At 72.3% G+C, this 13031-nt stretch carries 13 protein-coding genes and 1 pseudogene; 3 read left to right on the forward strand and 11 right to left on the reverse strand.

Going from position 1 to position 13031, the window contains the following annotated elements:
* Positions 1-169 precede the first annotated feature (169 nt).
* The 5 genes from OG254_RS11155 to OG254_RS11175 all read right to left on the reverse strand — a co-directional run bounded on the left by OG254_RS11155 (position 170) and on the right by OG254_RS11175 (position 5064).
* Entirely contained in the window at positions 170-925 is a 756-nt protein-coding gene (locus tag OG254_RS11155; RefSeq protein WP_351201499.1) for a hypothetical protein, read from the reverse strand.
* Between the two features lie 141 nt (positions 926-1066).
* Positions 1067-2785: a DNA repair protein RecN gene (recN, locus tag OG254_RS11160; protein WP_405594934.1), complete on the reverse strand. Its 1719-nt coding sequence runs from the start codon at positions 2783-2785 to the stop codon at positions 1067-1069.
* 188 nt (positions 2786-2973) lie between these two features.
* Positions 2974-3879 carry an NAD kinase gene (locus tag OG254_RS11165; RefSeq protein ID WP_405580114.1) on the reverse strand — a complete coding sequence of 302 codons (906 nt, stop codon included), beginning with the start codon at positions 3877-3879 and terminating at the stop codon, positions 2974-2976.
* On the reverse strand, positions 3876-4691 hold the full coding sequence (locus OG254_RS11170) for a TlyA family RNA methyltransferase (protein WP_405580116.1): 816 nt from the start codon (positions 4689-4691) through the stop codon (positions 3876-3878). The genes OG254_RS11165 and OG254_RS11170 overlap by 4 nt, the downstream gene beginning before the upstream one ends.
* Before the next feature lie 31 nt (positions 4692-4722).
* Positions 4723-5064, reverse strand: coding sequence for a hypothetical protein (locus OG254_RS11175; protein ID WP_405580119.1), 342 nt, complete (start codon positions 5062-5064; stop codon positions 4723-4725).
* A gap of 42 nt (positions 5065-5106) precedes the next feature.
* On the opposite strand from OG254_RS11175, the gene OG254_RS11180 reads away from it, so the two are divergent.
* Positions 5107-5454, forward strand: coding sequence for an SCP2 sterol-binding domain-containing protein (locus OG254_RS11180; RefSeq protein WP_351201493.1), 348 nt, complete (start codon positions 5107-5109; stop codon positions 5452-5454).
* On the opposite strand, the gene OG254_RS11185 is transcribed toward OG254_RS11180, so the two are convergent.
* The 4 genes from OG254_RS11185 to OG254_RS11200 form a co-directional block, all read right to left on the reverse strand.
* Positions 5438-6331 (reverse strand): ABC transporter ATP-binding protein, encoded by an 894-nt coding sequence (locus OG254_RS11185; RefSeq protein WP_351201491.1) that lies wholly within the window; start codon positions 6329-6331, stop codon positions 5438-5440. The genes OG254_RS11180 and OG254_RS11185 overlap by 17 nt on opposite strands.
* On the reverse strand, positions 6328-7410 hold the full coding sequence (locus OG254_RS11190) for a FecCD family ABC transporter permease (protein WP_405594936.1): 1083 nt from the start codon (positions 7408-7410) through the stop codon (positions 6328-6330). The genes OG254_RS11185 and OG254_RS11190 overlap by 4 nt, the downstream gene beginning before the upstream one ends.
* Positions 7411-7418: 8 nt before the next feature.
* Positions 7419-8462, reverse strand: coding sequence for a FecCD family ABC transporter permease (locus OG254_RS11195; RefSeq protein ID WP_405580124.1), 1044 nt, complete (start codon positions 8460-8462; stop codon positions 7419-7421).
* Between the two features lie 78 nt (positions 8463-8540).
* Positions 8541-9569 carry an HAD hydrolase-like protein gene (locus OG254_RS11200; protein WP_405580127.1) on the reverse strand — a complete coding sequence of 343 codons (1029 nt, stop codon included), beginning with the start codon at positions 9567-9569 and terminating at the stop codon, positions 8541-8543.
* 72 nt (positions 9570-9641) lie between these two features.
* On the opposite strand from OG254_RS11200, the gene OG254_RS11205 reads away from it, so the two are divergent.
* Complete coding sequence (locus tag OG254_RS11205) at positions 9642-10934, forward strand: DUF1015 domain-containing protein (protein ID WP_405580130.1); 1293 nt, start codon at positions 9642-9644, stop codon at positions 10932-10934.
* Between the two features lie 55 nt (positions 10935-10989).
* Here OG254_RS11205 and OG254_RS11210 read toward each other — a convergent pair whose 3' ends face one another.
* Both OG254_RS11210 and OG254_RS11215 read right to left on the reverse strand, forming a co-directional pair.
* Positions 10990-11766, reverse strand: coding sequence for a hypothetical protein (locus OG254_RS11210; RefSeq protein WP_405594938.1), 777 nt, complete (start codon positions 11764-11766; stop codon positions 10990-10992).
* 33 nt (positions 11767-11799) lie between these two features.
* A pseudogene (locus OG254_RS11215) lies at positions 11800-12552 on the reverse strand (tetratricopeptide repeat protein); the annotation flags it as partial.
* On the opposite strand from OG254_RS11215, the gene OG254_RS11220 reads away from it, so the two are divergent.
* Positions 12475-12975, forward strand: a complete 501-nt coding sequence (locus OG254_RS11220) for a hypothetical protein (RefSeq protein ID WP_405595671.1) — start codon at positions 12475-12477, stop codon at positions 12973-12975. The pseudogene OG254_RS11215 and the gene OG254_RS11220 overlap by 78 nt on opposite strands.
* The last annotated feature ends 56 nt before the right edge of the window (positions 12976-13031 follow it).

Genomic DNA, 13031 nt, shown 5'->3' on the forward strand with positions numbered 1-13031 from the left:
CGGCGGCCGGAGTCACCTGCACGAGTGAGTCCGGGCGGCCGTTGTACACGAACACGCGCGCGTGGCGCATGTCTCACCGCCCGGCCGGGACGAGAGGCGCGATGGCGCGCACACGCGCATCACGCCACGCCCGACACCCTCACCACCACACCCGCCCCGCCGCCTTGGCTCACGGCCCGCCCAACACATGCGCCATCTCGGTCACTTTGTCGCCGTACACCGCCGCGGCCACGACGGCCGCGGCGTGCGCGACCAGTCCGGCCCTGCCGTTGCCGGCGACGACGGCGGCGCCGAGGGCCGCGCCCAGGGCGTGCGCCCCGGTGTCGCCGATCATCGCCCGTTCCCCGAGGTCGTCGGGCAGCACGGCCGCTGCGGCGCCCATGGCGGTGGCGGCGATCCGGGCACCGGCCCCGCCGCGCAACAGCCCCGGCGCACCGAACGCGAGCACGCAGGCGGCTGCCCGTCCGGGCCGTACGTCGACGAGGTTCACGAAGTGCGCGGCTCCGGCGATCACGACCCCGGCGAGCAGCTTGTCCAGCGGCCGCTCCTTGAGGAACGCCCCCGCGACGAGCCCGGCGGCCGAGATCCCGAACAACTTGACGGCCCCGCTGGTGACTTCGCCGTCCCGAAGGGCGCTCAGATGCGCCCGGAAGCCCCGCCGTGCGTCACCTGCCCCGGCGACGTCGTCGTACGCCCCGCAGATCCCGGCGACGGCCACGGCGACCCCGGCGGCCGGCGACACCCGCCCGGCCAGGGCCGCGCCGGCCAGGGCCGAGGCGGGCCCGGCGTACAACTCCACACTCCGCCCGGCGTAGTTCTCGCGCTCCCAGCGGTCACGGCCGCCGGGGGCCTTGGCGCGCAGGGCGACGACGGCGGCCCGGGTGAGCGCGGCGGAGAGACCGAAGGAGGCGGCAGGCTTGATCATCCGGCCACCCTACGACCCTCCGGGGACGGGCTGGAGGTCCGCCCGAGCCACGGCTTCCGGGGACGGGCCGGACGTCCTCCCCAGCCACGGCTTCCGGGGACGGGCCGGACGTCCTCCCCAGCCACGGCTTCCGGGGACGGGCTAGGCGTCCGCCCGAGCCGTCGCCAGCAGCTCCTCGGCGTGCGCCCGCGCGGTCTCCGAGTCCTCCTGACCGGCCAGCATCCGGGACAGCTCCCGGATCCGCTCCTCGCCCTCCAGGACCTTTACGCCGGACCGGGTGACCGACCCGTCGTTGGTCTTCTCGACGAGCAACTGCCGGTCGGCGAAGGCGGCGACCTGCGGCAGGTGGGTCACCACGACGACCTGTGCGGACTTGGCCAGCCGTGCCAGCCGGCGCCCGATCTCCACGGCCGCCTTGCCGCCGACGCCGGCGTCGACCTCGTCGAAGAGATACGTCGGCACGGGATCGGTCCCCGCGAACACGACCTCGACGGCCAGCATCACGCGTGACAGCTCACCGCCGGACGCGCCCTTGGCGATCGGCCGGGGCGGCGCTCCCGGGTGCGGGGCGAGCAGCAGCTCGACCTCGTCGACGCCCGACGGCCCGTAGGCGACCGCGCGACCGCCGACCTCCACGCCCTCCGCGTCCTCGGTCTGCCGGAGGGCGAAGGACACGCGCGCGTGCGGCATGGCGAGCGAGGCCAGCTCCGCGGTGACGGCGGCGGCGAACCGCTCGGCGGCCTCCGTGCGCGCGTCCGTGAGCGCCTGCGCGAGCCCGCCCAGCTCGGTGCGCAGCGCGTCCCGCTCGGCGGTCAGCTCCCCGATCCGGTCGTCGTCGCCGTCCAGCTCGGTCAGCCGCGCGCTGCCCTCCTCGGCCCAGGCGAGCACGGCGGCGATGTTCTCGCCGTACTTGCGCGTGAGGGTGTTCAGCGCGGCCCGCCGCTCCTCGACGGCCGCGAGCCGCAGGGGGTCGGCGTCCAGGTCGTCGGCGTACCCCGCCAACTCCCCGGCGACGTCGCCCAGCAGGATCCCGATCTCCCCGATCCGGTCGGTCAGCGCGGCCAGCGCCGGGTCGTGCGAGCGCACGGCGTCCAGGGCGCGCTGCGCGCCCGCGACGAGCGTGGCCGCGTCGATGCCCTCGGGGTCCTCGGGATTGCCGGCGAGGGCGGCGTGAGCGGCCGTGGCGGCGGACGACAGGGCCTCCGCGTGACCCAGCCGCTCGGCCTCCTCCGCGAGCTCCACGTCCTCCCCGGCGCGCGGCTCGACACCGGCGATCTCGTCGAGCCCGAACCGCAGCAGGTCGGCTTCCTGGGCCCGCTCACGCGCGCGCGTGGTGATCTCGTCGAGCTCGACGGCGACGGCCCGCAGCCGCCGGTACGCCTCGCCGTACTTGGCGAGCGGCACCGCGACGGCGTCCCCCGCGTACCGGTCGAGCGCCTGCCGCTGCCGGGACAGCTTCAGCAGCCCCTGCTGGTCGGTCTGCCCGTGCACGGCCACCAGCTCGTCGGCCAGCTCGGCCAGCATGCCCACCGGCACGCTGCGCCCGCCCAGATGAGCCCGGGAGCGCCCCTCGGCGGAAACGGTACGGCTGACCAGCAGCACGCCGTCCTCGAGCTCGGCCCCCGCCTCCTCGGCGCGCACGGCGGCCGAGGCGCCCCTGGGGACGGTGATCCGTCCCTCCACGACCGCTTTCTCGGCCCCGATCCGCACGAGCGCCGGGTCCGCCCGCCCGCCGAGCAGCAGCCCGAGGCTGGTGACCACCATGGTCTTGCCCGCACCCGTCTCGCCCGTCACGGCGGTGAACCCCGGCGACAGCTCGACGACTGCGTCGTCGATGACTCCGAGCGACCGTATCCGCATCTCCTCCAACACGGACACGACCTTACGAGGTCGGGGGCGCGCAGTGCGACGGCCCCCGGGTCGATGATGTGAAGGCGCAGGTGACGAATGTGTACCGACGGCACATGTCACCCAGCCGAGTGTCACGTCCCCAGGGGCGCGGGGGGTTGTATCGATCTGCGGCTCCGCCGCGTGGGCGCGAGCAACCGCTAATGCGGCGCGCCCCGCCACCCGGAAACCGGCAACGCGAACTTCGCGACCAACCGGTCCGTGAACGACGCGTGATGCAGCCGGGCCAGCCGCACCGGCACAGCCCCCCGCCGCACCTCGACCCGAGCCCCCGGCGGCAGCTCGACGGTCCGCCGCCCGTCGCACCACAGCACCCCCGGCGGGATGTGCGGCAGAACCTCGACCGCCAGCACGGAATCCGGCGAGGTCACCAACGGCTTCGCGAACAAGGCATGCGCACTGATCGGCACCATCAACAACGCCTCGACCTCGGGCCACACCACAGGCCCACCCGCGGAGAAGGCATAGGCAGTCGACCCGGTAGGCGTGGACAGCACGATCCCGTCGCACCCGAACCCCGTGACGGGCCGCCCGTCGATCTCCAGCACGACCTCGAGCAGCTTCTCGGCGCCGGCCTTCTGCACGGCGGCCTCGTTCAGCGCCCAATCCGTGTGCACGATGTCGCCGTTCTTGTGCACGACGACGTCGACGGTCATCCGCTCCTCGACCTCGTACGACTTGGTGACGACCCGGTCGACAACCTTGTCGAGATCGTCCCGCTCGGCCTCCGCGAGGAACCCGACACGCCCGAGGTTGACGCCCAGCATCGGCACCCCGGAGGCACGCGCGAACTCGGCGCCGCGCAGCAGCGTCCCGTCACCGCCCAGCACGATGAGCAGCTCGCACCCGTCGAGGCACTGCGGTGTCGCCTCCTTGACCAGCTTCACCTCGTCCGGCAGCGGCAGGTCCTCCGCCTCCGCCTCCAGCACCCGCACGCCGATCCCCGACCGCAGCAGTCCCTTGACCACCAGCTCGGCGCTGCGAATGGCCGCCGGCCGCCCGGTGTGGGCGAGGAGAAAAACAGTACGAGCTCGGTTCTGCATCAACGCGGCCCCTCCGCCACTGCACGGTCAACGTCGGCCGGGTCCAGAGCGGGCGCCCCGGCACGCAGCCACAGAAAGTACTCGACATTCCCTGAGGGTCCGGGCAACGGACTCGCCGTGACCCCCTTCACCCCGAGGCCGAGTTCCCATGCCTTCTCGGCAACACCACGCACGGCCTCCGCCCGCAGCTGCAGACTCCGTACGACTCCCCCGCTGCCCAGCCGTTCCTTCCCCACCTCGAACTGCGGCTTGACCATCATCACCAGATCGGCGTCCGGCTTCACGCACCGCACCAGGGCGGGCAGCACCAGTCCGAGCGGGATGAAGGACAGATCCCCCACGACAAGATCCACTGGTTCCCCATCGATCGCTTCGAGCGTCAACTCGCGTACGTTCGTACGGTCCTTGACGGTGACGCGTTCATCGCTTTGGAGAGTCCAGGCGAGTTGTCCGTATCCGACGTCGACGGCGACGACCTGCGTGGCGCCCGCCCTCAGCAGCACATCCGTGAAGCCTCCGGTGGACGCGCCGGCGTCCAGTGCCCGCCGCCCCTCCACCGCGAGCCCCTGCGGCACGAAGACCTCCAGCGCGCCCGCGAGCTTGTGGCCGCCCCGCGAGACGTACATGGGATCGCCGTCGTCGGTCTGGACGACGATCGCCGCGGCGGTCTCCACCTGCGTGGCCGGCTTGGTCGCGACGGTCTTGCCGACGGTCACCCGCCCCGCGGCGATCAGCTGGCCGGCATGCTCACGCGAGCGCGCGAGCTTGCGGCGGACCAGCTCCGCGTCGAGACGGCGACGTGCGACTCCTGCCACGTTCGGTTCAGCTCCTGTGTCCGTACGGCGATTAAAAGGTGTGACCCGAAGGGTCTCGTTGAGGGGTGGTGGTCGGGTGACGGGTGGGAGCCGGAGGTCCCGGGCGGGCGTCGAGCGCGGTGAGCGCGTCGCGCAGCCCCCCGTGTACATCCTCGTACACCTCGAGGTGCCCGTCCGTGGCGAGGTGGTCGGCGTCACCGAGCCGCTCCAGCTGGGCGTCGACGTCGGCGTTGCCGGAGGGGGTTCGAGGGACGTTCAGCGGGGCGGGGGCGGCCGGGTCGTACTCGGGTTCGACCGGCGGCTCGACCACCGCCGTGGCCTGCGCCTCGGCCTCCTCGTGCGGGCCGCCGGGCTCCGGAAGCGTGTCGCTCATGCCCAGACGCTACCCCGAACCGCTGGGGTACCGTCGATCGCGATGGCCACGATTGAGGAGTGCCGCGCCGCACTCGAAAAGCTCTCGGACAACATGCAGCGCGCCGAAGGGGACGCCCGCACGGCCGCGGCCCTGGACCGCTCGGTGAGCTGCCACATCACCGACCTGGACGTCACGTTCGCCGGCCGCATGGCCGGCGGCCGGATCCACGTCCACGACACGCTCCAGGGCCCGCCCCGCGAAAAGGCCCAGATCAGACTGAGCATGGCCGGCGACGACCTGGTCGCCCTGGTCGCCGGCGAGCTGAACTTCGCCAAGGCCTGGGGCTCGGGCCGGCTGAAGCTGCACGCGGGCGTGCGCGACCTGCTGCTCCTCAGGAAGCTTCTGTAGCCGCCACCTTCGCCTCGGTCCGTGCCTTGCGCGCCGCCGGCACCACCAGCGGCGTCCCGGTCTCCGGGTCGTCGATGACCTGGCACCGCAGCCCGAAGACGTCCTCGACCAGCCCTGCCGTGACGATGTCGTTGGGCGCGCCCTCTGCGATGACCGTCCCCTCGCGCAGGGCGATGAGGTGGGTGGCGTAGCGGGCGGCGTGGTTGAGGTCGTGCAGGACGGCGACCAGCGTGCGTCCCTGCTCCTCGTGCAGCTGGGCGCACAGGTCGAGGACGTCGATCTGGTGCTGGATGTCGAGGTAGGTCGTCGGCTCGTCGAGCAGCAGCAGCGGCGTCTGCTGGGCGAGCGCCATCGCGATCCACACGCGCTGGCGCTGGCCGCCGGACAGTTCGTCGACATAGCGATCCGCGAGCTCGGCGACGCCGGTCTGCTCCATCGACTCCTGGACGACCCGCTCGTCCTCGGTGGACCACTGGCGCAGGATCCCCTGGTGCGGGTACCGGCCGCGGCCGACCAGGTCGGCGACGGTGATCCCGTCGGGCGCGATCGAGGACTGCGGCAGCAGACCCAGCGTGCGCGCGACCTTCTTCGCCGGCATCGACTGGATGACCTGCCCGTCCAGCAGCACCCGGCCCTGGCTGGGCTTGAGCATCCGCGACAGCGCCCGCAGCAGCGTGGACTTGCCGCACGCGTTCGGGCCGACGATCACGGTGAAGGAGTTGTCGGGTATCTCCACCGACAGCTGCTCGGCGATGACCCGCTGGTCGTAGGCGAGGGTGACGTTGTCGGCGGACAGGCGGTTCACAGTGCTCCTTCGGTTGTTCAGCCCGCTGCTGAGGCTCTCGCTGTTGTTGCTCTTGCTCCTGCCGGCCCTCATATCCGGCCCGCCTTGCGCTCGGTGACCAGCAGCCAGAGCAGGTATACGCCGCCGAGCACGCCGGTGACCACGCCCACGGGCAACTGGTCGGCGCCGAAGACCCGCTGGGAGATCCAGTCGGCGGTGACGAGGAGGGCGGCGCCCATGCACAGGGAGGGCAGCAGGTTCGGCCCGGGCGAACGAGTCAGGCGCCGGGCGAGCTGCGGGGCGGTGAGCGCCACGAAACTGACGGGGCCGGCGGCGGCGGTCGCGGCCGCGGTCAGCAGCACGGCGGCCAGCATCAGCAGCAGCCGTACGCGCTCGACGCGCACTCCTAGGGCGTATGAGACGTCGTCGCCCATCTCCATCATCCTGAGCCCGCGCGCGTTGCCGAGCACGAGCGGCACGAGGATGACGCACAGCGCGAGCAACGGCCAGACCTGGGCCCAGTCACGGCCGCTGAGGGAGCCGGTCATCCACACGACCGCGCGGGCCGCGTCGACCAGGTCGGCCTTGGTCATCAGATAGCCGTTGACCGCCGTCATGATCGCGGACATGCCGATACCGACCAGGACCAGCCGGTAGCCGTGCACGCCCCGCTTCCAGGCGAGCAGATAGATGCCGAAACCGGTCGCGAGTCCGCCCACGAGCGCGCCGACGGTGACCTGATCGGCGTCCCCGGAGAACAGCACGATCACCACGAGCGCGCCGGCCGTGGCGCCCTGTCCGAGGCCGAGGATGTCCGGGCTGCCGAGCGGGTTGCGCGACAGCGCCTGGAACAGCGCGCCGGCGAGGCCGAGCGAGGCCCCGACCAGGAGCCCGACCAGCACGCGCGGCAGCCGCAGCTCGTTGACGATGAAATCCTGCCCGGCATTGCCGTCGCCGACCAGCGTCCTGAGCACGTCGCCCGCCGAGATCGGGAAGTCGCCGGTGCCGATCAGCAGGACGCTCGCGGCGAGCCCGGCGAGCAGCAGCAGGACGACGGCGGTCAGCGCCCGGACGTCCAGGCGGACGGAGAGCCCGCCCGGGGTTCGTACGGCGCGGTTGGCGCGGGCGGACGTGGCCGTGTCCGGCGCCGCCGTCTTCGGTTCGCTCTTCACTGCGGTCCTCACAGCTGGGCCGTCCTCCGCCGTCGTACGAGAAAGATGAAGACCGGTCCGCCGAGGATCGCGGTGACGATGCCGACCTGGAGCTCGGAGGGCCGGGCGACCATACGGCCGAGGACGTCCGCGCCGAGCAGCAGCACGGGCGACAGGACGGCCGCGTACGGCAGGATCCAGCGCAGGTCGGGGCCGGTGAAGGAGCGCACGACGTGCGGCACCATCAGGCCGACGAACACGATCGGCCCGCAGGCCGCGGTCGCGGCGCCGCACAGCACGGTCGCGGCGAGCATCGACAGCACCCGGGTGCGGTTCAGGTTGGCGCCGAGGGCCTTGGCGGTGTCGTCGCCCATCTCCATGGCATTCAGCGGCCGGGCAAGGGCGAGCGCGAGGACCATGCCGGCCACGAGGAACGGCAGCACCTGCTTGATGGTCGAGTCCGTCGCCGAGGCCAGCGAACCGACCGTCCAGAAGCGCATCTTGTTCAGCGCCGCGTCGTCCATGATCATCACGGCCTGGAGATAGCCGTAGAGCGCGGCGCTGATCGCCGTACCGGCCAGTGCGAGCCGGACCGGCGTGGCGCCGCGGCTGCCGCCGAGGAACCAGACCAGCGCCCCGACCGCGGCCGCGCCGAGGAAGGCGAACCAAACGTAGGCGTTGAAGCTGGTGACGCCGAAGAACGTGATGGCGGTGACGACCGCGGCGGACGCTCCGGCGTTGATGCCGAGCAGGCCGGGGTCGGCGAGCGGGTTGCGGGTGAGCGCCTGAAGTACGGCCCCCGCGAGGCCGAGCGCGGCGCCGGCCAGCAGTCCGAGGACGGTGCGCGAGATCCGGTCGTCGACCACGACGTCGCCGAAGGTCCCCGAACTCTCGAACAGCCCGTGCCAGACCTCCCCCAGGGACAGCTGTTTCGCCCCGATCGCGATGCTCGCCAACACGACGACCACCAGAATCAGGACAGAGACGAGCAGCCCAACGGCACGTATCGCCCGTCGGGTTGGGGGCGCGGACACGGACTCCGCGCGCTGTTCGGGAGGACTGTCAACCAACACGCAGTTAGGTTAGCCTACCCTCCCATTCAGCCACGATCCCGCTGCATGCGCTCCCCCACTCCGCAGCGGTGCGAGGACTCACCAGCCCAGCCGCGCCAGCACCTTTCCCGAGTCCAGCGCGCACGAGCCGTCCCCGGCCGCCGTCCAGGCCGCCGCACACAGCGCACGCAGGCCGTCCAAGGCCGCCCCGTCACCGTCGAGTTCCAGCCGGTCTGCCCGCGCGGTCGCCGTCCAGCCACCGCACCGGAATCCCTCCCCGTCCTCGGCGACCTCAGGCTGCCCGGTGAGCACCCCGCGCAGATCGGCGTCGACATACGTCGGCCGGTGCTGCGGCGGCGCGGCCAGCAGCTGGGCGCCGTCGGTCACGCCGGTCAGGACGAGCAGCGAATCGACGTCCCCGTTGAACGCGCCCTCGATGTCCGTGTCCAGCCGGTCCCCGACCACCAGCGGCCGCTCGGCGCCGGTGCGCAGGATCGTCTCGCGGTGCATGGGGGGCAACGGCTTGCCCGCCACCTGCGGCTCGGCGCCGGTGGCGATCCGCACGACCTCCACCGCCGCCCCGTTGCCCGGCGCGATCCCGCGCGCGCTCGGAATCGTCAGGTCGGTGTTGGACGCGAACCACGGCACCCCGCGCGCGATGGCGTAGCACGCCTCCGCGAACCGCCCCCACACCAGCTCCGGCCCGCCGTACCCCTGCACGACCGCCGCCGGATCGTCGTCCGCCGACTCCACCGGCTCCAGCCCGCGCTCCCGCAGGGCGACCCGCAGCCCCTCCCCGCCGATCACCAGCACCCGGGCCTTTGCCGGCACCTGCTCACTGATCAGCCGCGCGACCGCCTGCGCCGAGGTGATGACGTCGTCCGCGCCGGTGGGTATCCCGAGCGCCGTCAGATGTGCGGCCACGACGTCCGGCGTCCGCAGCGCGTTGTTCGTGACATATGCCAGGTGCATCCCGCCCGCACGGGCCGTCGCGAGCGAATCGACGGCGTGCACGATCGCGTTCCCGCCCGCATACACCACACCGTCGAGGTCGAGCAGCGCCGTGTCGTACGCCTCGCTCAGGGCCTGGCCACTGGCTGCGGGCCTCTTCCTGACGCTCTGGCTCATTTGGCATCGCTCCTCGTTCGACGGCTTTCCCCCGATCATCCCCCATGCCACTGACACCCGTACGATGCCTGGATGAACACAGCAGGTCACCCGGAATCAACGGCGCGCCGAGGCCTCGAACTCACCCCGTTCCGAGGACTTCGCTACGACCCCGACCGAGTCGGCAGCCTGGCCGCCGTGACATCACCTCCGTACGACGTCGTCGTCCGACCCGACGGCGTGCACCATCTCCAGGACGCGGATCCGCACAACATCGTCCGCCTGATCCTCCCCCAGGCCGATTCGCCGGACGCCCGCAACGAACAGGCGGCGAAGACCCTGCGCCGCTGGCTGTCCGAAGGCGTACTGACGACGGACCCCGAGCCCGGCCTCTACGTCTACGAACAGCGCGACGGCGAGGGCATGCTCCAGCGCGGCGTCATCGGCGCCCTGCGCGTCTCGGAGCCGTCGGAGGGCCTGGTCCTGCCGCACGAGGACGTCATGCCGCACGTGGTTGCCGACAGAGCGGCCCTGATGCGCGCCACGTCCGCGAACCTGGAACCCCTGCTCCTGACCTACCGGGGCAACGGCACGGCGGCCGACACGACCTCCGTCATCGAGCGCACCATCGAGGGCCCGCCACTCCTCGCGACCACCACAGAGGACGGCTTCAGCCACCGCCTGTGGTCGATCACCGACCCGGCCGACCTGGCCCGCATCCAGTCGGACCTGACCCACCGCCAGGCCCTGATCGCCGACGGCCACCACCGGTGGGCGACTTATCGACGTCTACGCGCGGAGCACACCGGGCCCAGCCCCTGGGACTACGGCCTGGTCCTGCTGGTCGACACGGCTCGCTATCCCCTCCGCGTCCGCGCGATCCACCGCCTGCTGCACGGCGTGCCGGTGTCTGAGGCCCTGGCCGCCCTCGACGGCCTGTTCCGCGTACGCCGCCTCGACGTCCCCCTCGCCGAAGCGCTGGAGACCCTGGCCGACGCGGCCTGCGCGGGCAACGCCTTCCTCCTCGCCGGAGACGGCGCCTTCCACCTGGTCGACGGACCGGACGCGGCGCTCCTCGCCCGCACGGTCCCCACCGACCGTCCAACCGCCTGGCGCACCCTGGACGCGACGGTCCTGCACGCCACGCTCCTGGCCCACGTCTGGCACATCCCCGAGGACGACCCCACCCGCATCGCCTACATCCATGACACCGCCGCGACGGTCAGAAAAGCGGAACGCGACGGCGGTACGGCCGTCCTGATGCACCCGGTCCGCGAGGACGTCGTACGCGACCTCGCCCGCCAGGGCGTCACGATGCCCCGCAAGTCGACGTCGTTCGGCCCGAAACCGGCCTCGGGCCTGGTGCTGCGCACGCTGGACCTCTGAAACGCCGAGGGGCGGGACCCCTGTCCGGAATCCCGCCCCTCACTTCACACGCCGCTCATTCCTTGTCGCCTTCTTCGGGGTCGGCCTCTTCGGGGTCGGCCGACGCCTGCACGTCGCTGCCGCCGTCCTCGCTGTCGCCCTCGCCCTCCTCCTCGTCGAAGGCGTCGACGAACTCGACACCGTCCATCTCAGCGAGCCGGTCGGAAGCGTCCGTGCTGCCGTCCTTGTCGGCCTCGACGGCCTTCGCGAACCACTCGCGCGCCTCACCCTGCCGCCCGGCGGCGAGCAGCGCGTCCGCGTACGCGTACCGCAGCCGCGCGGTCCACGGCTGTACGGCGTTGGAGGCGAGCTCGGGGCTCTGCAGCGTCACGATGGCCGCGTCCAGCTGCCCCATGTCACGCCGGGCGCCGGCCGCGACGAGCCGCATCTCCACCTGTCCGGCCTTGTCGAGCTTCTGCACCTCGGGAGCCCCGGCCATGTCGAGCGCCTTCTCCGGCCGCCCGAGCCCACGCTCACAGTCGGCCATCAGCGGCCACAACTCCACGCCACCCGTCATCCGCCGCGCCGCCCGGAACTCCGCAAGCGCCTCGGCGTACTTCTGCGTGGCATACGCGGCGAACCCGGCCGCCTCTCGTACGGCCGCGACACGCGAAGCGAGCCGCAGAGCCACCTTGGAGTAGCCGTAAGCGCCCTCGGGGTCCTCGTCGATGAGCCGCGCGACCATCACCAGGTTCTTGGCGACATCCTCGGCGAGCGTCTTCGGCAGGCTCTGAAGCTCCTGCCGTACGTCCTTGTCGACCTCGTCACCCGTGACGTCCTCGGGGATCGGCAGCCGCTTGATCGGCTCGCGGTCCCGGTCACGATCCCGCTCATCACGGAACCGACCACCGCCACGCCGGTCATCGCGCCGGTCGTCCCGCCCGCGGAACCCTCCGGGCCGACCGCCACGGTCGTCCCGACGAGGCCCACGACCGCCACGGTCGTCGCCCCCACGGAACCCACCCCGGTCACCTCGGCTGTCGTCCCGCCGGAAGCCACCACGGTCATCACCACGACGGTCATCACCACGACGGTCGTCACGCCGGTCGTCACGGCGGTCGTCACGCCGGTCATCGCGGCGGAACCCACCGCGGTCGCCGCCCCGGTCGTCACCACGACGATCGTCACGCCGGAACCCACCGCGGTCGTCACGGCGGTCGTCACGACGGTCATCGCGGCGGAAGCCACCACGGTCGCCACCGCGATCATCACCACGGCGATCGTCACGACGGTCATCGCGCCGGAAACCGCCTCGGTCGCCACCGCGGTCATCGCCCCGACGGTCGTCGCGGCGATCGTCACGGCGGAAGCCACGGTCCCGGTCGTCGCCACGGAACCCGCGGTCCCGGTCGTCCCGGCGGAAGCCGCCGCGGTCGCCATCACGACGGTCGTCGCTACGGCGGTCGCCGCCACGGTCATCGCGCCGGCCGTAGCCGCCACCACGGTTGTCGTCCCGCCGGAACCCACCGCGGTCATCGCCACGACGGTCATCGCGCCGACCGTGGCTCCCTCGCTCGTCGTCGCGACGCTCCCCTCGCTCGTCACGACGGAAGGAGGGGCGATCGCCCTCGCGGCGGACGCCACGGTCACGGTCGTCCCGACGCGGTCCGCTGGAACGGTCGTCCCTACGGAACGGCGGACGGGGACCACGATCGCCTTCACGCCGGTCGCCGCCGCGGTCATCGCGCCGGCCGTAGCCCGCGCCACGGTTGTCGTCCCGCCGGAAGCCGCCACGGTCGTCGCCGCGACGATCGTCACGGCGGTCGTCGCGACGGAAGCCACCACGGTCACCACCGCGGTCGCCGCCCCGATCACTGCCCCGGTCGTCGCCACGACGATCGTCACGACGCCCGTAGCCACCACGGTCGTTGTCGCGACGGGGGGCACCGCCACGGTCGCCTCGGTAGCCGCCTCGATCACCCCGGTCGCCGCGGTCACCACTTTCCCGTCGCCGCGGTTCGCGCTCCGGTCGGTCGTCGGGAGAGTTGGTGGACATGGGTGACTCCTGTCTTCGGTACCACAAGCATTGTAAAAACAAAAGGACCCCTGGTCCCAGCT

The sequence above is a fragment of the Streptomyces sp. NBC_01092 genome, from assembly GCF_045039535.1.
GTDB lineage: Bacteria > Actinomycetota > Actinomycetes > Streptomycetales > Streptomycetaceae > Streptomyces.

What these genes read in the sequence shown, in the direction of transcription:
- OG254_RS11175 (WP_405580119.1), bottom strand. Translation starts at nt 5,064, where the DNA reads ATGAGCGACACGCTTCCGGAGCCCGGCGGCCCGCACGAGGAGGCCGAG.
- OG254_RS11185 (WP_351201491.1), bottom strand. Translation starts at nt 6,331, where the DNA reads ATGAGGGCCGGCAGGAGCAAGAGCAACAACAGCGAGAGCCTCAGCAGC.
- recN (WP_405594934.1), bottom strand. Translation starts at nt 2,785, where the DNA reads ATGCGGATACGGTCGCTCGGAGTCATCGACGACGCAGTCGTCGAGCTG.
- OG254_RS11205 (WP_405580130.1), top strand. Translation starts at nt 9,642, where the DNA reads ATGAACACAGCAGGTCACCCGGAATCAACGGCGCGCCGAGGCCTCGAA.
- OG254_RS11200 (WP_405580127.1), bottom strand. Translation starts at nt 9,569, where the DNA reads ATGAGCCAGAGCGTCAGGAAGAGGCCCGCAGCCAGTGGCCAGGCCCTG.
- OG254_RS11155 (WP_351201499.1), bottom strand. Translation starts at nt 925, where the DNA reads ATGATCAAGCCTGCCGCCTCCTTCGGTCTCTCCGCCGCGCTCACCCGG.
- OG254_RS11180 (WP_351201493.1), top strand. Translation starts at nt 5,107, where the DNA reads ATGGCCACGATTGAGGAGTGCCGCGCCGCACTCGAAAAGCTCTCGGAC.